This window comes from Stenotrophomonas sp. SMYL41 (assembly GCF_036319965.1).
GTDB classification, from domain to species: domain Bacteria; phylum Pseudomonadota; class Gammaproteobacteria; order Xanthomonadales; family Xanthomonadaceae; genus Stenotrophomonas; species Stenotrophomonas maltophilia_R.
The window spans coordinates 92,314-108,710 of sequence record NZ_JAWIRX010000004.1 but is presented as its reverse complement, the minus strand read 5'-3'; the positions used below and the strand labels follow the sequence as shown (position 1 = coordinate 108,710).

General features: G+C 67.5%; 17 protein-coding genes. 9 read left to right on the top strand and 8 right to left on the bottom strand.

Annotation, left to right across the window (positions count from 1 at the left end):
- Positions 1–4: 4 nt before the first annotated feature.
- From V3B30_RS06380 to V3B30_RS06355, 6 genes are all read right to left on the bottom strand, one after another.
- Entirely contained in the window at positions 5–1,246 is a 1,242-nt protein-coding gene (locus tag V3B30_RS06380) for a DUF4105 domain-containing protein (RefSeq protein ID WP_262084467.1), read from the bottom strand.
- Positions 1,243–2,124, bottom strand: coding sequence for a transporter associated domain-containing protein (locus V3B30_RS06375; RefSeq protein ID WP_100471821.1), 882 nt, complete (start codon positions 2,122–2,124; stop codon positions 1,243–1,245). Before V3B30_RS06375 ends, V3B30_RS06380 begins: the two co-directional genes overlap by 4 nt.
- A 64-nt stretch (positions 2,125–2,188) precedes the next feature.
- Positions 2,189–2,755 (bottom strand): hypothetical protein, encoded by a 567-nt coding sequence (locus tag V3B30_RS06370; protein ID WP_262084466.1) that lies wholly within the window; start codon positions 2,753–2,755, stop codon positions 2,189–2,191.
- A 77-nt stretch (positions 2,756–2,832) separates the two neighbouring features.
- On the bottom strand, positions 2,833–3,408 hold the full coding sequence (locus tag V3B30_RS06365) for a hypothetical protein (RefSeq protein ID WP_262084465.1): 576 nt from the start codon (positions 3,406–3,408) through the stop codon (positions 2,833–2,835).
- Positions 3,409–3,485: 77 nt separating this feature from the next.
- The gene (ybeY, locus tag V3B30_RS06360; protein ID WP_101765223.1) at positions 3,486–3,971 is read right to left on the bottom strand and encodes an rRNA maturation RNase YbeY; all 486 of its coding nucleotides are present in this window, start codon (positions 3,969–3,971) and stop codon (positions 3,486–3,488) included.
- Positions 3,968–4,954, bottom strand: a complete 987-nt coding sequence (locus V3B30_RS06355) for a PhoH family protein (RefSeq protein ID WP_100471824.1) — start codon at positions 4,952–4,954, stop codon at positions 3,968–3,970. Before V3B30_RS06355 ends, ybeY begins: the two co-directional genes overlap by 4 nt.
- Positions 4,955–5,479: 525 nt before the next feature.
- Here V3B30_RS06355 and V3B30_RS06350 point away from each other — a divergent pair.
- The 3 genes from V3B30_RS06350 to V3B30_RS06340 are packed head-to-tail and all read left to right on the top strand — an operon-like array spanning position 5,480 to position 8,525.
- Positions 5,480–6,436 carry an HlyD family efflux transporter periplasmic adaptor subunit gene (locus V3B30_RS06350; protein ID WP_262084464.1) on the top strand — a complete coding sequence of 319 codons (957 nt, stop codon included), beginning with the start codon at positions 5,480–5,482 and terminating at the stop codon, positions 6,434–6,436.
- Positions 6,437–6,456: 20 nt separating this feature from the next.
- On the top strand, positions 6,457–7,380 hold the full coding sequence (locus V3B30_RS06345; RefSeq protein ID WP_262084463.1) for an ABC transporter ATP-binding protein: 924 nt from the start codon (positions 6,457–6,459) through the stop codon (positions 7,378–7,380).
- Positions 7,377–8,525 (top strand): ABC transporter permease, encoded by a 1,149-nt coding sequence (locus V3B30_RS06340; protein ID WP_329809641.1) that lies wholly within the window; start codon positions 7,377–7,379, stop codon positions 8,523–8,525. The genes V3B30_RS06345 and V3B30_RS06340 overlap by 4 nt, the downstream gene beginning before the upstream one ends.
- A 63-nt stretch (positions 8,526–8,588) precedes the next feature.
- Here V3B30_RS06340 and miaB read toward each other — a convergent pair whose 3' ends face one another.
- Entirely contained in the window at positions 8,589–10,007 is a 1,419-nt protein-coding gene (gene miaB / locus V3B30_RS06335) for a tRNA (N6-isopentenyl adenosine(37)-C2)-methylthiotransferase MiaB (RefSeq protein WP_049435924.1), read from the bottom strand.
- Between the two features lie 165 nt (positions 10,008–10,172).
- The gene (locus V3B30_RS06330) at positions 10,173–10,793 is read right to left on the bottom strand and encodes a glutathione S-transferase (RefSeq protein ID WP_049414878.1); all 621 of its coding nucleotides are present in this window, start codon (positions 10,791–10,793) and stop codon (positions 10,173–10,175) included.
- An 80-nt stretch (positions 10,794–10,873) separates the two neighbouring features.
- Between V3B30_RS06330 and V3B30_RS06325 the strand changes: the two genes are divergently transcribed.
- The 6 genes from V3B30_RS06325 to V3B30_RS06300 all read left to right on the top strand — a co-directional run bounded on the left by V3B30_RS06325 (position 10,874) and on the right by V3B30_RS06300 (position 16,380).
- Entirely contained in the window at positions 10,874–11,842 is a 969-nt protein-coding gene (locus tag V3B30_RS06325) for a WYL domain-containing protein (RefSeq protein WP_100471828.1), read from the top strand.
- A 46-nt stretch (positions 11,843–11,888) separates the two neighbouring features.
- Positions 11,889–12,794, top strand: a complete 906-nt coding sequence (locus tag V3B30_RS06320; RefSeq protein ID WP_262084461.1) for a lytic transglycosylase domain-containing protein — start codon at positions 11,889–11,891, stop codon at positions 12,792–12,794.
- A 194-nt stretch (positions 12,795–12,988) separates the two neighbouring features.
- Positions 12,989–13,609 carry a ubiquinol-cytochrome c reductase iron-sulfur subunit gene (gene petA, locus V3B30_RS06315; protein ID WP_004151998.1) on the top strand — a complete coding sequence of 207 codons (621 nt, stop codon included), beginning with the start codon at positions 12,989–12,991 and terminating at the stop codon, positions 13,607–13,609.
- Entirely contained in the window at positions 13,609–14,868 is a 1,260-nt protein-coding gene (locus tag V3B30_RS06310; protein WP_100471830.1) for a cytochrome bc complex cytochrome b subunit, read from the top strand. The genes petA and V3B30_RS06310 overlap by 1 nt, the downstream gene beginning before the upstream one ends.
- Positions 14,861–15,610, top strand: coding sequence for a cytochrome c1 (locus V3B30_RS06305; RefSeq protein WP_100471831.1), 750 nt, complete (start codon positions 14,861–14,863; stop codon positions 15,608–15,610). The genes V3B30_RS06310 and V3B30_RS06305 overlap by 8 nt, the downstream gene beginning before the upstream one ends.
- Before the next feature lie 134 nt (positions 15,611–15,744).
- Positions 15,745–16,380 carry a glutathione S-transferase N-terminal domain-containing protein gene (locus V3B30_RS06300; protein WP_005408842.1) on the top strand — a complete coding sequence of 212 codons (636 nt, stop codon included), beginning with the start codon at positions 15,745–15,747 and terminating at the stop codon, positions 16,378–16,380.
- The last annotated feature ends 17 nt before the right edge of the window (positions 16,381–16,397 follow it).

The window sequence follows — 16,397 nt, the reverse complement described above, 5'->3', positions numbered from 1 at the left end:
TGCGTCAGTGCCGTGTTTCGGACAAGTGAGGACGGCGCCCCAGCACCCAGGCCAGCGCTGCGTGCACGGGCAGCAGCAGCACGATCCACTGCACGTTGTACTGCGCCTGCAGGGTCAGCCAGTGCAGCACCAGCGCCGCCACGGCCTGCACCGCCAGCAACCACAGCACGACCCTGAACATGCGGCCCGGCAGGCGCCGGCGCAGCAGCGCGATCGCGCCCGGCAGAAGGAGCAGGGCCAGCGGCGAAAGCAGCAGCAGGTTGCGGTTGGCCCACGCAGCGTAGTGGATGCTGAAGCCCCACAGGAACACCAGCACGCCACCGAGCAGGGCGCACAGCAGCCAGAATGGCAGGGCCAGCCCGGCCAGCAGGCGCGGCCGGTTGCGCAGCGCCAGCACGCCAGCGGCGACCAGCAGGCCGCACAGCAGCCAGGGCCACCAGCGGCGTGCCGATTCCTTCGGCTCCGGGGCGATGCGGTGCGGCAGCAGTTCCTGTTCGGACTGCACCAGCGGCCGACCGTCGCTGTTGCGTGCCTGGCGCAGCGCGTCGGCCAGGCGCATCGGCACGAAGGCCTCCTGCCAGCGTGACAGCGGCTGGTCGGCGAACGGCCCCAGACCGACGTCGAAGCCCAGCCACATCCACGGTGCCGGCGAGGCCAGGCGCACCGATTCACTGCGGTAGGTATTACCGCGCGAGCGCCCCGACAGCTGCGACTGCAGTCCGCCACCCAGTGCCTTGTCCACGGTGTCGCGCACCATCGTGGCGCAGTTTGCAGTGTAGTAGTCGTAGTGGTAGCGCGCGTTTTCCGGCTTGGCCCGCTCCGCCAGGTCGGCGGCCAGCGCGCGCGCCTGGTCCGGGCGCAGGTCCAGCCACTGCACGCTGGCGCCGCGGCCGGTCTCGTCGTAGTACGACAGGTCCTGCTGCAGCGGCAGCGCCACCAGGTAATACATCATGTCGCCGCGTGCGAAGCGGCTGATGAAATCGTCCTCGGACGGATCGAAGTAGCCGAAATTGTACGAGGTCGCCTCGCCGCTGACCGGATCAAGGACCACGATGGCGTCATGGCCGAAGCGCTCGAAGAACACCGTGCCCGGCTGCATGGTCACCACGCCGATGCGCGGAGCAGGGGCCTCGGCGCTGGCAGCAGGCGCAGCTGCCACCGGCTGCGCGAATGCGGCCAGTGGCAGGGCCATGGCCAGCACGCACAGTGCCAGCCACACCGCCAGGATCAGACCGCGGCGCTTCAAGTGTCGTCCTGCGCGTCCGGCGGCAGCACGGTCACGTGGAAGGCCTGCACCCGGCGCGCATCCGCGCGGGCCACGCGGAACATGAAGCGGTCCAGCGCCAGCTCGTCACCGACTTCCGGTAGGTGGCCCACGGCCTCGGTGACCAGGCCACCGATGGTGTCGTAGTCCTCGTCGGAGAAGGTGGCGCCGAAGCGTTCGTTGAAATCGCCGATCGGGGTCAGCGCGTCGACCACGTACTGGCCGTCGGACTGGATGGCGATCTGCGCCGACGGATCCTCGGCCTCGTCATGCTCGTCGTCGATCTCGCCGACGATCTGTTCCAGCACGTCCTCGATGGTGACCAGGCCGGCGACACCGCCGTACTCGTCGACCACGATGGCCATGTGGTTGCGCGACAGGCGGAACTCCTTCAACAGCACGTTGAGCTTCTTCGCCTCCGGAATCAGCACCGCCGGGCGCAGCAGCTCGCGCACGTTGGCCGGACCGTTGTCGGCGACCACGCCGCGCAGCAGGTCCTTGGCCAGCAGGATGCCAAGGATGTCGTCCTTGTTCTCGCCGTGCACCGGGAAGCGCGAATGGCCGGATTCGACCACCTGCTTCATCAGTTCCAGGAAGGGCGCTTCGACCGGCAGCGAGACCATCTGCGAGCGCGAGATCATCACGTCGCCCACGGTCAGCTCGGCCACCGAAATGGCGCCTTCCATCATCTTCAGGGTATCGGCGGCGATCAGGCCCTCTTCCTGCGCGGTGTGCAGGACAGCGACCAGCTCGTCGCGGGTGTGGGGTTCGCCGGAGAAAGCGGAGGTCAGGCGTTCAAGCCAGCCGCGCTTCTTTTCACTGTGCTCCGCAGGGGAGCTACTACTGTCGTCTTCTGACATCTCTGGAAAAAAGGCACCCGGCAGGCCGGGCGTTGGCCCCAGTCTAGCAGGATGTAGCGGCCTGTCAGTGACCGTCGCTGCCGGGTCCGGTAATCGGCGGCGGCACCAGTTCAGGCCGGGCGGGCGCTTCTTCCTCGGGCAGGTCCAGGCTGTAGGTGCAGCCGGCCAGGGTCTTGCCGGGGTGGGAGGCCACGGTGGAGACGCTGAGGATGATCGACTCGATCTGGGCCTCGCCGCTCTTGGGGTCGGTCACGTCGCGGCTGACCAGCTCGCGGCCGGCCATGAACTTGCCATCCTGGTCGTAGCCGGTCTCCAGCCCCAGCCGCTTGGCCAGCGGGCGCGGGTCGGCCTGGTCGAGGATCGCCATGACGCTGGACCCGGCCACGGCGACCCGCTCGGTGCGGGCGCCGAACACGCTGATCGGCTGGGCCAGCCGGTACTCGCTCATGAACTGGTTGCCCTGCGGCAGGGGCTGCAGGCCCTGGGCGACGGCCTTCAATGGGTCGGCCAGCAGCGGCGCCAGTGCAGCGTGGTCGGCTACGCCCTGGCGGCATTCGATCAGGGCCGGCAGGTCCAGGGCGGCGGCCGGGGCGGACGCGGCGAGCAGCAGGGGCAGGGCAATACGCAGCACGGGCACAGGATCCGCAACGGAAGGCAGGCCGGTGATCGTACCGGTCCCGGTCAGCCATCGCGAGCGCCTCCATGCCGTCAGCGGGATTGCAGGTGCGATCCCGCTGGGTGCCAGCGCAGCCTGACCGGGTAGCCCAGTTGCGCCTGCAGGTGGTCGCGCACGGCAGCTGCTGTTGCGCGTGCGCCTGCGGTATCCCAGAGTTCCAGCTCCAGTTCACCGGTCATGACGTCCAGGCCATAGCCGATCAGCTCGGGCAGCTGTGGCACGAACCAGCAATGCTGGGCATGAAGGCGATGCTGCATCTCGGCCTCCGTCAGCGCAGCGCCGGTGATGTAGCGCACGCCTTGCGGGCCATCCGCCCCTGGATGTGTCTCATCGGCCGCGGGTTCTGGGCCAGTCAATCGAACGACGACGTTCCAACCCGCCGCGTTGTCCACCCAGATTCCGGCGAGGCGTGCCGCGTGGCGCGCTTTCAAACGTTCCATCAATGCGTGCTGCTGCGCCTCGGCGACCGGCTGGCGCGCCGTCTGTTGACTGACGTCAAAGAAGGCCTGCACCTCGGCGACCTTGGCGGCAATGTCGGCGACGCTGTCGCTGGCCGGGAACGGCGACGGTCGTTCCCGCTCGGGGTCGATGCCCGGGGCGGTAGTCACCTGCAAGAGAGCGGCGATGAGTGCGGGCAGCAGCGCGATGGGGTCGTCCTCCGTGAAGAACCCGGTGTGCGTGGGCCTCAGCGCTCCCCGGCGTAGGGATCGGCGATGCCGAGCTCGGCCAGGATCTCGCGCTCCAGCTGTTCCATCGCGTCGGCTTCCTTGTCGTCCTCGTGGTCCCAGCCGAGCAGGTGCAGCACGCCGTGCACGGTCAGGTGCGCGTAGTGCGCGTTGAGCGCCTTGCCCTGTTCATTGGCCTCGCGGGCCACCACCGGTGCGCAGATCACCAGGTCGCCCAGTAGCGGAAACTTCACGCCCTTGGGCAGGCCTTCGGGCACTTCGGCCGGGAAGCTGAGCACGTTGGTGGCGTAGTCCTTGCCGCGGTAATGGCGGTTCAGCGACTGCCCTTCCTTGGCATCGACCACGCGGATGGCCAGGTCGGCCTCGCGGATGCGGCCTTTCAGCGCCGCGGCCACCCATTTGCGGAAACTCACCGCCGCCGGCAGGCCGGTGCGCGGCAGGGCATAACTGACGGCGACGTCCAGTCGCACGGGACCACGGGTCATGGAGTTGCTCCAGGTTGGATCTGATGCAGGTCGCGGCGATCGTAGGCGCTGACGATGCGCGCCACCAGCGGATGACGCACCACGTCGCGGGATTCGAAGAAGGTGAAGCTGACGCCCTCGACCTCGCGCAGCACGTCGATGGCATCGCGCAGGCCGGACTTCACGTGCTTGGGCAGGTCGGTCTGGGTCAGGTCACCGGTGACCACTGCGGTGGAGCCGTAGCCGAGGCGGGTCAGGAACATCTTCATCTGCTCGATGGTGGTGTTCTGTGCTTCGTCCAGGATCACGAAGGCATCGTTGAGCGTGCGGCCACGCATGTAGGCCAGCGGTGCGATCTCGATGACGTTCTTTTCCAGCAGCTTGACCACCTTCTCCACGCCCATCATCTCGTACAGGGCGTCGTACAGCGGTCGCAGGTAGGGATCGACCTTCTGGCTCAGGTCACCGGGCAGGAAGCCCAGCTTCTCGCCGGCTTCCACCGCCGGGCGCACCAGGATCAGGCGCTGCACCCGCGATTCGTTCAGGGCTTCGACCGCGCTGGCCACGGCCAGGAAGGTCTTGCCGGTACCGGCCGGGCCGATGCCGAAGTTGATGTCATGGGTGGCGATCTGGTGCAGGTAGCGGCCCTGGTTGGCACCGCGGCCGCGTACCGTGCCGCGCTTGACCTTGATCGCCACGTCCTGCGCTTCGTAGGAGCGCTCGGCGATCTGCTCGACATTGGCCTGCGCCAGGCGCAGGTGGATGGCGTGGTTGTCGAAGGTGGTCTCGCCGGCTTCGGCGTAGAGCGCCTCGACCAGCTTCTGCGCTTCCACGATGGCCTCGCTGGGGCCGCTGATGCGGAACACGAAGCCACGGTTGGCGATCTCCACGCCGAGCTTCAGCTCGATCTGGCGCAGGTGGCCATCGAAAGGGCCGCACAGGTTGGCCAGCCGCTCGTTGTCTTCCGGCGACAGGGTGAAGTCTCGGTGATCGATGCTTTTCATTGCTCGGGGTGGGGCGGAAGCCTTCCACCGCAGTGTATTCAGGGAGGACAAGGGTAGCGCGCGCACGGGGCGCACGGCCAGCAGGAGGTCGATGCGGGCTTTTCCACACCCGGTGTGGACGGGGGCTGCGGAAACCTGTGGATAGGCCTCTGCGATGCTTGTGCCACAAGCCTCATGAGAGGGTGGTGAAAAAACCGTCACGGCCGCAATGGGGGTGGCACCTGCAGGACGGACGCACCGGGGGAAGGGGCACTTCGCAGCGCTTCGTCGGAAGCTTCGCCGGGCACGTCGGTGTTCTTCGTGATGGCAGCGCAGGTTCCGCTGCCAGGCGTGCAACACGATCCTGCGTCGCCGGTTTTCCACACCGGTTGTGGAATGATGCCGAATCAACCTGTGGACAGGTGGCGCGGAGCCTTGCAGCCCAAGGCCCGCCAGGCCGTGGTGAATAAACCGCCAGGGCTGATCGGAATCATTGAGGGTGCACGCGGTGCATGGCACCGTGGCGCCGTCGCAGGAGGGGATGGCATGGGCATCAGCAACGGGATGCGTGGAATCGGACTGGCAGGCATCGGCCTGCTGGCGGGGTGTGAGCCGTCAACGCCGACTGCGCTGGGCACGCTGGAGTGGGACCGGATCACGGTGCCAGCACCAGCGGCCGAGGTGATCGCTGCGGTGGAGGTGCGCGAGGGCCAGCCGGTCAAGGCCGGCGCTGTATTGATGCAGCTCGACCCGGCGCGCGGCAACGCGCAGTTTGCTGCTGCGCAGGCCGACACGGTGCGTGCGCAGGCGCAACTGGAAGAACTGAAGATTGGCCCGCGCGAGGAACAGATTGCGCAGGCCCAGGCCCAGCTGGCCGCGCTTCGCGCCCAGGCCGTCGAAGCCAGCGCCTACTATCGCCGGGTGCAGCCGCTGGCACGCCAGCAGCTGGTGGCCGCCGCCGAACTGGACCGTGCACGGGCGGCTGCCGGCAATGCCGAGGCCAGCGTGCGTGCCGCCGAGCAGGCCTGGCTGGAACTGGTGCACGGCAGCCGCGCGCAGGACATCGCCCAGGGCCAGGCGGCCGCCGATGCCGCACGGGCGCAGCAGGTGGTGCAGGGGGTGAACCTGCAGAAGCTGCAGCTGCGTGCACCGCGCGATGGCGTGGTCGATGCCTTGCCGTACCGGCAAGGTGACCAGGCGCCGATCGGGGCGCCGCTGGCAGTGATGCTGGTTGGCGAGCGCCCCTATGCGCGCGTTTACCTGCCGCAGCCACTGCGCCTGCAGGTCAAGGTCGGGCAGGCTGCGCAGATACGGCTGGAAGGCGGCAACACCGTGCTGAAGGGGCACGTGCGTTCGATCCGCAGCGAACCTTCATTCACGCCGTACTACGCACTGACCGGTGATGACGTCGAACGGCTGAGCTACCTGGCCGAGATCGAAGTGGACGCGGTCGCCGACATGCGGACGCTTCCGGCCGGGCTGCCGGTGCAGGTGCGCTTCTGAACACTGGCGCGGACATCGCGGTGCATGCGCAGGGCCTGACGCGCCGCTTCGGCGAACTGCTGGCCGTGGACAACGTCGACCTGACCGTGCCGCGCGGGCAGGTGTACGGTTTTCTGGGCCCGAACGGGTCCGGCAAGTCGACCACCATCCGCATGCTGTGCGGCCTGCTGGAACCCAGCGCCGGGCAGATCGAGGTGCTGGGCCTGGCCGTGCCCGAGCAGGCAGAGGCATTGCGCCGACGCATCGGCTACATGACCCAGCGCTTCTCGTTGTATGAAGATCTGTCGGTGCGCGAGAACCTGGAGTTCCTCGCTGCCATCCAGGATCTGCCGCGCGCGCAGGCTCGGCGTCGGATCGACGAACTGCTGCAGCAGTACCGTCTGCTGGACCGGCAGCCGCAGCTGGCCGGAACCCTCAGTGGTGGGCAGAAGCAACGCCTGGCCCTGGCCGGCGCCGTGGTGCATTCGCCCGAACTGCTGTTCCTGGATGAACCGACCAGCGCGGTCGATCCCGAATCGCGCCGCGATTTCTGGGAGGCCCTGTTCGAGCTGGCCGACGCCGGAACCACGGTGCTGGTGTCGACCCACTACATGGACGAGGCCGAGCGCTGCCACCGGCTGGCGATCCTGGATCGTGGCGCGCTGGTGGCCGATGGCACGCCGGCTGAACTGTGCGCACGATTGGAAGGGCGCACGCTGCAGGTCACCGCGTCGCAGCCGCGGCTGGCAAGCCGCGCGCTGGCCGAGCTGCCCGGGGTGCTGAGCGTGGCGCAGATCGGTACCCATCTGCGCGTGCTGTGCAATGAGGGGGCGGCGGATGTCGCAGTGCTGGGCCGTGCGCTGTCCAGCGCTGACCCGCAGGCCCGTATCGAGACAATGGCACCGAACCTGGAAGATGTCTTCGTCGCTGCTACCCGCGGCCGCGGCCGGGAGCCGGCGGCATGAACCTGCGCCGGCTCTGGGCGATCATGCTCAAGGAGCTGCGGCAGCTGCGCCGCGACCGCATCACGCTGGCGATGATCGTCGGCATTCCGGTGATGCAGCTGCTGCTGTTCGGCTACGCGATCAATCTCAACCTGCGCCATCTCGACGCCGGTATCGCCGACCAGGCCAACAGTGCGGCGTCACGTGCGCTGGTGCAGGACATGGTGGCCACCGGCGTGATCACGCCGCGCAGCCAGGCCTACACGCCGGCCCAGCTGATGCAGGCGCTGCGCCGTGGCGAGATCAGTGTCGGCATCGTGGTGCCGGCCGACTTCGAGCGTCGCCGCTTCGACGGTCGCGAGGCGGTGCAGGTGCTGGTCGATGGCAGCGATACCGTGGTGCAGAGCGCGGCGATCCAGCTGGCACAGGTGCCGCTGGATACGCGTCCGGCCAGCAACATGCGTCCGCTGCGCGAAGGCAGCATCGCCAGTGGTCCGGTCAGCGTGACCAGCTTCTACAACCCGCAACGGCGCTCGGCGGTGAACATCGTGCCGGGCCTGATCGGGGTGATCCTGACCATGACCCTGGTGATGTTCACCGCGGTAGCGGTGGTGCGCGAACGCGAGCGCGGCAACATGGAGCTGCTGATCGCCACACCGGTGTCGCGCAGCGAACTGATGGTCGGCAAGGTGCTGCCCTATGCGGCCATCGGTCTGCTGCAGACCACGCTGGTACTGGTGCTGGGCACCTGGCTGTTCCAGGTGCCGATCCGCGGCAGCCTGCTGGACATCTACCTGGCCGCGGTACTGCTGGTGCTGGCCAACCTGGCGCTGGGCCTGCTGATCTCCACCCGCGCGCGCTCGCAGTTCCAGGCCATGCAGATGACGCTGTTCCTGTTCCTGCCGTCGATCCTGCTGTCGGGCTTCATGTTCCCGTTCGCGGGCATGCCGAGGCCGGTGCAGTGGCTGGCCGAGGTGCTGCCGCTGACCCACTTCCTGCGCCTGGTGCGCGGCATCATGCTGCGCGGCGCCTCGCTGTGGGAGCTGTGGCCGGATGCGCTGGCGCTGCTGGCCTTCATCGTGGTGATGATCCCCCGGGCACTCCTGGGTTTCCCCAAACGCCTGGATTCGACACGCCCGACCACCGGCCGGCATCCACCCCGGTAGGTGCCGACCGTTGGTCGGCACATCTCTCTCCCCTGGTGGGTGCCGGCCGCTGGCCGGCACACCTTATTCCGCCACCACGCGCGCGCGCAGCGAATTGGTCAGCGCTTCGGTGATCACCACATCCACGAACTGGCCGATCAACCGAGCCGGCGCCGGGAAGTTCACCGAACGCATGTTCTCGGTCTTGCCGGTCAGCTCGTTCGGGTTCTTGCGCGAAGGGCCTTCCACCAGCACGGTCTGCACGGTGCCGACCATCTTCTCGGAGATGCTGGCGGCGTGCGCATTGATGCGCTCCTGCAGGCGCGACAGTCGCGCGTGCTTCTCGGCGTCGCTGATCGTGTCTTCCAGGTCCGCGGCCGGCGTACCCGGGCGACGCGAATAGATGAAGGAGAAGCTGTGGTCGAAGCCGATGTCTTCGATCAGCTTCATGGTCTTCTCGAAATCGGCATCGGTCTCGCCGGGGAAGCCGACGATGAAGTCCGAGCTGATCGAGATGTCCGGGCGCACCGCGCGCAGCTTGCGGATCTTCGACTTGAATTCCAGCGCGGTGTAGCCGCGCTTCATCGCCGACAGCACGCGGTCACTGCCGGCCTGTACCGGCAGGTGCAGGAAATTGGCCAGCTGCGGCACGTCGCGGAACGCGTCGATCAGCGAATCGCTGAACTCCAGCGGGTGCGAGGTGGTGAAGCGGATGCGGCCGACGCCATCGATCTCGGCGATGGTGCGGATCAGCAGGCCGAGGTCGGCAAACTCGCCGTCGCCATACGGGCCGCGATACGCGTTGACGTTCTGGCCGAGCAGGTTGATCTCGCGCACGCCCTGCGCGGCCAGCTGCGCTACTTCCACCACCACGTCCTCGAACGGGCGGCTGACTTCGGTACCGCGGGTGTAGGGCACCACGCAGAACGAGCAGTATTTGGAACAGCCTTCCATGATCGACACGAAGGCCGATGCACCTTCGGCACGCGGCTCGGGCAGGCGGTCGAACTTCTCGATCTCGGGGAAGCTGATGTCCACCTGCGGCCGCTTCTGCTCGCGACGTGCACGGATCAGCTCCGGCAGGCGATGCAGGGTCTGCGGGCCGAACACCAGGTCGACGAACGGCGCGCGCTTGATGATCGCTTCGCCTTCCTGCGAGGCGACGCAGCCGCCCACGCCGATGATGACCTCGCGGCCCTTGTTCTTCAGGCCCTTCCACACGCCCAACTGGCTGAACACCTTCTCCTGCGCCTTCTCGCGGATGGAGCAGGTGTTGACCAGGATGACGTCGGCGTCGTCCGGGCTGTCGGTCAGTTCCAGGCCATCGCTGGCGGCAAGCACGTCGGCCATCTTGGCCGAGTCGTACTCGTTCATCTGGCAACCGTGGGTCTTGATGTACAGCTTGCCTTTCACCTGGTCGGGCTTGCGCGGACCAGCGGGCAGGGCAACGAGCGGGGTACCGCCCGGCGTGGCGGGCGGAAAGACGTCTGGCGTCCCGGTCATGGCGCTTAATCCATTCGGGTGGCGGGAAAGCGGGCAATTCTACCCGCATCCCGCGCCAGCCGCCCGGTAGCGCCGGGCCGTGCTCGGCGGAACGCCAACGGGGCCGGGCGGTGCGCTCGCGGGGCATGGCCCCGCGCTACCGATATCCCGCGCCACCCGCCGCCATTACGCCGCCGCCAGCTCCGCATCGATCTGCCGCGACCGGTCGAAGGCGGTCATCGCGCTCATCCGGGCGATGTAGTCGGCCGTTGCCGGCGCCGGCTGCACCAGGCCAAAGGCGGTGGTCCAGGCCAGCGCATTGCCCCAGAGAACGTCGGCGGCGCTCATCGTCTCGCCGAGCAGGTAGGGGCCCTGCGCCAGCTGGGCCTCGACCACCTGCAGCACGGTCTCCGCATCGTTGTAAGGCGACATCAGGCGCGGCGGTGGCTCGCGGTGCATCGCCTTGTCGATCATCGCCGGCTCGAAACAGGCACCGTAGAAGGCCATCCAGCGCAGGTAGGGGCCGCGCAGGGCGTCGCCGATCGGCGGCGCCAGCCCGGCTTCCGGGTACAGGTCGGCCAGGTACAGGTAGATCGCCACCTGCTCGGTCACCAGCGCGCCGTTGTGGACGATGGCCGGCACCTTGCCCATCGGGTTGATGGCCAGGTAGGCCGGGGCCAGGTTGGCGCCGGCCTTCAGGTCCAACACCTGCATGCGGTAATCCGCACCCAGCGCCTCGAGCAGGGCCACCGCGCCGCTCGAGCGCGAACGGGCGGCGTGGTACAGGGTGATCTGGCGTGAGGTCATGGCATTGCTCCTTGCGGTGGGTGGTGAACTGGAGGCCATCCTGAGGCAGTATTGCGGACGACTTCTGTCCTCGATCCTTCATGCGCCATACCGCCCATCGACTGCTGCGCCTGATTGCCCTGCTGCAGGCCCGCCGCCAGTGGTCCGGGGCCGAGCTCGCCGAGCGGATGGGCGTGGACCGGCGCAGCATCCGCCGCGACATCGAGCGCCTGCGCGAGCTGGGCTATCCGGTGCAGGCCTCGTCCGGGGTAGGGGGCGGTTACCAGCTGGGGGCAGGGGCACCGGTGCTGCCGATGCTGCTGGACGAGGAGGAGGCAACCACCCTGGCCATCGCCCTGCGCGCGGCCTCGGCCACCGTCGCCGGCATCGACGACACCGCGCGCGGCCTGTTGTCCAAGCTCGACCCGCTGGTGCCCAGCCGTCGCCGCCAGCAGGCCGGCGAGGTGCACGCAGCGACGGCCACTTTGTCCGACCTTCCGTCCACCGACGCACGCCTGCTCGGACGGCTGGCCCAGCACTGCCGGCAGGCGTCACGGCTGGCCTTCGAATACCGCAGTGCGCAGGACGCGGTGACCCAGCGCGAGGTCGAGGCGCAGCACCTGGTCAATTACGGGCGGCGCTGGTACCTGCTGGCCTGGGACCTGGGCCGGCAGGACTGGCGTACCCTGCGCGTGGACCGGATGGGCGCGGTGCGCGAATGCGCCGAGCCGGGCATGCACCGCCGTACGCCCGCACCACCGGACGTCATGGTGCGGCAGGCGGTCAGCCAGGCCCCGTTCGCGCTGCAGGCCATCGTCCGCCTGGCCGGCAGCCACGCCGAGCTGGAAGGCCGCATCCCGCCCTGGTGCGGTGTGCTCGAGGCCGACGGGCCCGCCCATTGCCTGCTGCGCATGGGCGCCGAGAGCCGCGGCATGATGCTGGCGCAGATCCTCAGCCTGGACCGGGTGCCAGTGGCGTTGTGGACCACGCCGCCGGGCCTGCGCGATGAACTGGCACAGCGCCTGGCCGGATTGGGGCAGCTGCTGGCTGTGCCGCCGGTCACAGGCTGAGCCGCGTCGCTTGGCAAGCCCCGGCGAAGCTGGGACACTCGCCGGCATGAAGGGGATACTGGGGACAACGGCGATCATCATCGCTGCGCTGACCGCTGCGCCGGCCAGCGCGGGCACCCTGTTCAAGTGCCAGGGCGCCGACGGCGTCACCAGCTACGTCAGCAAGCGCGTGGCCGGGGCCCGCTGCAGCGCCATCAGCTACAGCCGCGACCTCCGCCCGGCACCGCGCCCGGTGGTGGCCGCGCCGAAGCCGGCGCCGACCACCGTGGCCAGCATCGAGCGCAACCCGGTGGCGGTGGCAGCCAGCGCTGCGGCACCGGCGGTTGTGCCAGCCGCCGTACCCGCGACCCCGGTCGCCTCGCGCAGCGGGCGCATGGTCAGCGGCCAGGTCTATTCCTTCATGAAGGATGGCGTGCGCCACTACACCAGTGCGCGGCCGACCCAGGTGGCCAACCTCGGCCCGGTGCGCACCATCCGCTACAGTTTCATGGAGCGCTGCTACGCCTGCGGCGTCAACCCGCGCGTGGACTTCGGTTCGGTGCGCTTGAACACCACCGCGTTCCAGACCGAGATCACCTCGGCCGCGCGCGAGTTCGGCGTCGACGAAGCCGTGGTGCGCGCCATCATCCACGCCGAGTCGGCCTACAACCCGACCGCGCTCAGCCGCGCTGGCGCGCAGGGCCTGATGCAGCTGATGCCGCCGACCGCGGCCCGTTTCGGGGTCAGTGACTCCTACGATGCCGGGCAGAACATCCGCGGTGGCGTGCAGTATCTTGCGTGGTTGCTGAAGCGCTTCAATGGCGACCTGACCCTGGCTGCCGCCGGCTACAACGCCGGCGAAGGCGCGGTCGACCGCCACGGTGGCGTGCCACCCTACAGCGAGACGCAGTACTACGTGCGCCGGGTCGGGCAGCTGGCCGAGCGTTACCGCACCGCCCTGAGTCACCAGTAGGTGCCGACCGTTGGTCGGCACTCCTTGAACAGGTAGGCGCCGACTGTCAGGCGGCACGCATCTGAAAGAGTTGTTGCAATGCGTTGTGTGGCGCGCGACGGTTCCGCTACACTCGCCCATGATTCAATGCGGCTCTGGCCCCCACCGGATCCGCTGGCAGCCTTAAAGCTACCTAATCAATATCGGAGTGCCGGATGGCCAACGATGGGGTACACGATCCAGTCAACACCGGACGTCGGCGTTTTCTTTCTGCCACCACAGCCGTGGTGGGCGCCGTCGGCGTCGGATTCACCGCAGTTCCTTTCATCAAATCCTGGAACCCCAGTGCCCGCGCCAAGCTTGCCGGCGCACCGGTGGTGGCCGACATCAGCGCGCTGCAGGAAGGCCAACGCCTGATCGTGGAATGGCGTGGCCAGCCGATCTGGATCGTCAAGCGGTCCAAGGCGATCCTCGATGCGCTGCACGGGCTGGATGGCCGCCTCAAGGACCCCGAGTCCGGCGAGAAGGACCAGCAGCCGGACTACGTGCTGAAGCAGAACCCCGAGCTGCGCTCGATCAAGCCGGACATCTCCGTGCTGGTCGGCCTGTGCACGCACCTGGGCTGCTCACCGGAAATGGTCGCCGAGATCCGGCCCGAACCCTATGACCCGCAGTGGAAGGGCGGCTACTTCTGCCCCTGCCACAAGTCGCGCTTCGACATGTCCGGCCGCGTCTTCAAGGACGTGCCGGCGCCGATCAACCTGAAGGTGCCCGCGCACCACTACCAGGACGACAACACCATCATCATCGGTGTCGATCCGCAGGGGGCTGCCTGATGTCCAATATCCTCAGCCGTGCCGCCAGCGGCGTGGCCGACTGGGTCAATGCCCGCGCGCCGGGCCTGATGCCGGTCTACCGCAAGCACGTCACCGAGTACTACGCGCCGAAGAACTTCAACATCTGGTACTACTTCGGTTCGCTGGCGCTGCTGGTGCTGGTCAACCAGATCGTCACCGGCATCTTCCTGACGATGCACTACAAGACCAACGCCGCCGAGGCGTTCGGCTCCATCGAATACATCATGCGCGATGTGGAGTGGGGCTGGCTGATCCGCTACATGCACTCCACCGGTGCCTCGCTGTTCTTCATCGTGGTCTACCTGCACATGTTCCGCGGCCTGTTGTATGGCAGCTACCAGAAACCGCGCGAGCTTGTGTGGATCCTGGGCATGCTGATCTACCTGGTGCTGATGGCCGAAGCCTTCATGGGCTACGTGCTGCCCTGGGGCCAGATGTCGTTCTGGGGCGCCAAGGTGATCATCTCGCTGTTCGGCGCGATACCGGTGATCGGCAACGGCCTGACCGAATGGATCATGGGTGACTACCTGCCCAGTGACGCCACGCTCAACCGCTTCTTCGCGCTGCACGTCATCGCCCTGCCGCTGGTACTGCTGCTGCTGGTGGTGCTGCACCTGGGCGCGCTGCACGAAGTGGGGTCGAACAACCCGGACGGCGTGGAGATCAAGAAGGGGCCGAAGGGCAACCGCTGGTCGCCGAACGCCCCGGCCGACGGCATTCCATTCCACCCGTACTACACGCTCAAGGATGGCGTCGGCGCTGGTTTCCTGCTGATCATCGCCGCCTTCATCATCTTCTTCGCGCCCGGTTTCGGCGGCCTGTTCCTGGAGCACGACAATTTCACCGAGGCCAATCGCCTGGTGACGCCGGAGCACATCAAGCCGGTCTGGTACTACACCCCGTACTACGCGATGTTGCGCGTGGTGCCGAACAAGCTGGGCGGCGTGCTGGTGATGTTCTCGGCCATCGCGATCCTGTTCCTGGTGCCGTGGCTGGACAAGGCCCGGGTGAAGTCGGTGCGCTATCGCGGCTGGATCTCGAAGGTGATGCTGGGCGTGCTGGCGGTGTGCTTCGTGTGGCTGGGCGTGATTGGGTCCGGCCCGGGCACCGACGTGCACGAAACCTACATCGGGCGGGTGCTGACCTTCCTGTACTTCGCGTTCTTCATCACCATGCCGCTATGGACAAGGTTGGACAAGGCCAAGCCGGTACCGGAGAGGGTGACCACGCATGACTGAGCGCTGGATGGTCCGGCTGGCCCTGGCGGCCACCCTGATGCTGGGCAGTTTCCTGGCCTCCGCCGCCGAGGGCGGCACCAAGCTGCTGCAGGCCGGCAACGATCTCGGTGACCGCGCCTCGCTGCAACGCGGCGCGCAGCTTTACATGAACTATTGCTCCAGCTGCCATGCGCTGAAATACCTGCGCTATTCGCGGATGGCGCAGGACCTGGGCCTGACCGAAGAAGAGGTGATGAACAACCTCAACTTCACCGGCTCGGCGATCGGCGATCCGATCCCGGTGGCGATGCCCAAGGAGAACGCCGAGAAGTGGTTCGGCAAGATGCCGCCGGACCTCAGCCTGATCGCGCGGGTTCGAGGCAGCGACTGGGTCTACACCTATCTCAAGTCGTTCTACCTGGACAGCAGCCGGCCGCTGGGCTGGAACAATGCATTGTTTGCCAATGCCTCCATGCCCAACCCGTTGTGGGAGATGCAGGGGCTGCAGCATGCCGTGCATGGCAAGCCCGAGGCCCCCGGCATGGACCCGCCGGTGACCGGCCTGCGCATCGAAACGCCCGGTTCGGTGGATGCCGGCCAGTACGACCAGGCCGTGCGGGACATCACCAACTTCCTCGAATACGCCGGTGAACCGGCCGCGCTCAAGCGCCAGCAGTTGGGCGTGTGGGTGATCCTGTTCCTGGCGCTGCTGACCTTCCTGCTGTACCTGCTGAAGAAGGAATACTGGAAGGACGTTCACTGATTCTGCCGCCGGCCATCGCACGGGCCTATTGGCTTTTGTGATGGTCGGTTGCACACTCGGGGAGGAGTCGACCGCTGGCACGGTGCCGGCGGCGCCGATGCGGCAGGCGGTCTCCTGTCGTGGGAGAGCCTTTGATGGCGGCGAGCGTACGCATGCGCAATACACTGACGCTGTTTTCCTCGAACGACGACGTACTGTGCCACCGTGTACGGTTGGTGCTGGCGGCCAAGGGGGTCACCTTCGACTTCGTTCCGGTCGATCCGCAGAACCCGCCTGAAGACCTGATCGATCTCAATCCGTACCACTCGGTACCGACCCTGGTCGAGCGCGAGCTGGTGCTGTACGCCGCATCGGTGGTCAGCGAGTACCTGGATGAGCGCTATCCGCATCCGCCGCTGATGCCGGTCGATCCGCTCTCGCGTGCACGCATCCGCCTGGCGATGCTGCGCATCGAGCACGACTGGGTGCCGCAGGTACAGGCCATCCAGCTGGGCAACAAGACCCAGGCCGAGGCCGGCCGCAAGCGCCTGAAGGAACTGCTGACCGCCTCGCTGCCGCTGTTCAAGGCCAGCAAGTTCTTCCTCAACCCGGAAATGAGCCTGGCCGACTGCGCGATGGCGCCGATCATCTGGCGCCTGCAATCGCTGGACGTGCCGCTTCCGAAGGACGGCAAGGCGATCGAGGACTATGGCAACCGCATCTTCCGCCACCCGGGTTTCGTCCGCAGCCTGACCGACCAGGAAAAGAAGCTGCGCGATCTCCCGGTCTGACCTGGCCCTGCGCAACC

Bases quoted from the DNA above. Each gene is read 5' to 3' on its own strand.
- V3B30_RS06355 (WP_100471824.1), bottom strand. From the start codon at position 4,954: ATGAAAAGCATCGATCACCGAGACTTCACCCTGTCGCCGGAAGACAAC.
- V3B30_RS06310 (WP_100471830.1), top strand. From the start codon at position 13,609: ATGTCCAATATCCTCAGCCGTGCCGCCAGCGGCGTGGCCGACTGGGTC.
- V3B30_RS06330 (WP_049414878.1), bottom strand. From the start codon at position 10,793: ATGACCTCACGCCAGATCACCCTGTACCACGCCGCCCGTTCGCGCTCG.
- V3B30_RS06300 (WP_005408842.1), top strand. From the start codon at position 15,745: ATGGCGGCGAGCGTACGCATGCGCAATACACTGACGCTGTTTTCCTCG.
- V3B30_RS06375 (WP_100471821.1), bottom strand. From the start codon at position 2,124: ATGTCAGAAGACGACAGTAGTAGCTCCCCTGCGGAGCACAGTGAAAAG.
- V3B30_RS06340 (WP_329809641.1), top strand. From the start codon at position 7,377: ATGAACCTGCGCCGGCTCTGGGCGATCATGCTCAAGGAGCTGCGGCAG.
- ybeY (WP_101765223.1), bottom strand. From the start codon at position 3,971: ATGACCCGTGGTCCCGTGCGACTGGACGTCGCCGTCAGTTATGCCCTG.
- V3B30_RS06325 (WP_100471828.1), top strand. From the start codon at position 10,874: ATGCGCCATACCGCCCATCGACTGCTGCGCCTGATTGCCCTGCTGCAG.
- V3B30_RS06305 (WP_100471831.1), top strand. From the start codon at position 14,861: ATGACTGAGCGCTGGATGGTCCGGCTGGCCCTGGCGGCCACCCTGATG.
- miaB (WP_049435924.1), bottom strand. From the start codon at position 10,007: ATGACCGGGACGCCAGACGTCTTTCCGCCCGCCACGCCGGGCGGTACC.
- V3B30_RS06320 (WP_262084461.1), top strand. From the start codon at position 11,889: ATGAAGGGGATACTGGGGACAACGGCGATCATCATCGCTGCGCTGACC.
- petA (WP_004151998.1), top strand. From the start codon at position 12,989: ATGGCCAACGATGGGGTACACGATCCAGTCAACACCGGACGTCGGCGT.
- V3B30_RS06350 (WP_262084464.1), top strand. From the start codon at position 5,480: ATGGGCATCAGCAACGGGATGCGTGGAATCGGACTGGCAGGCATCGGC.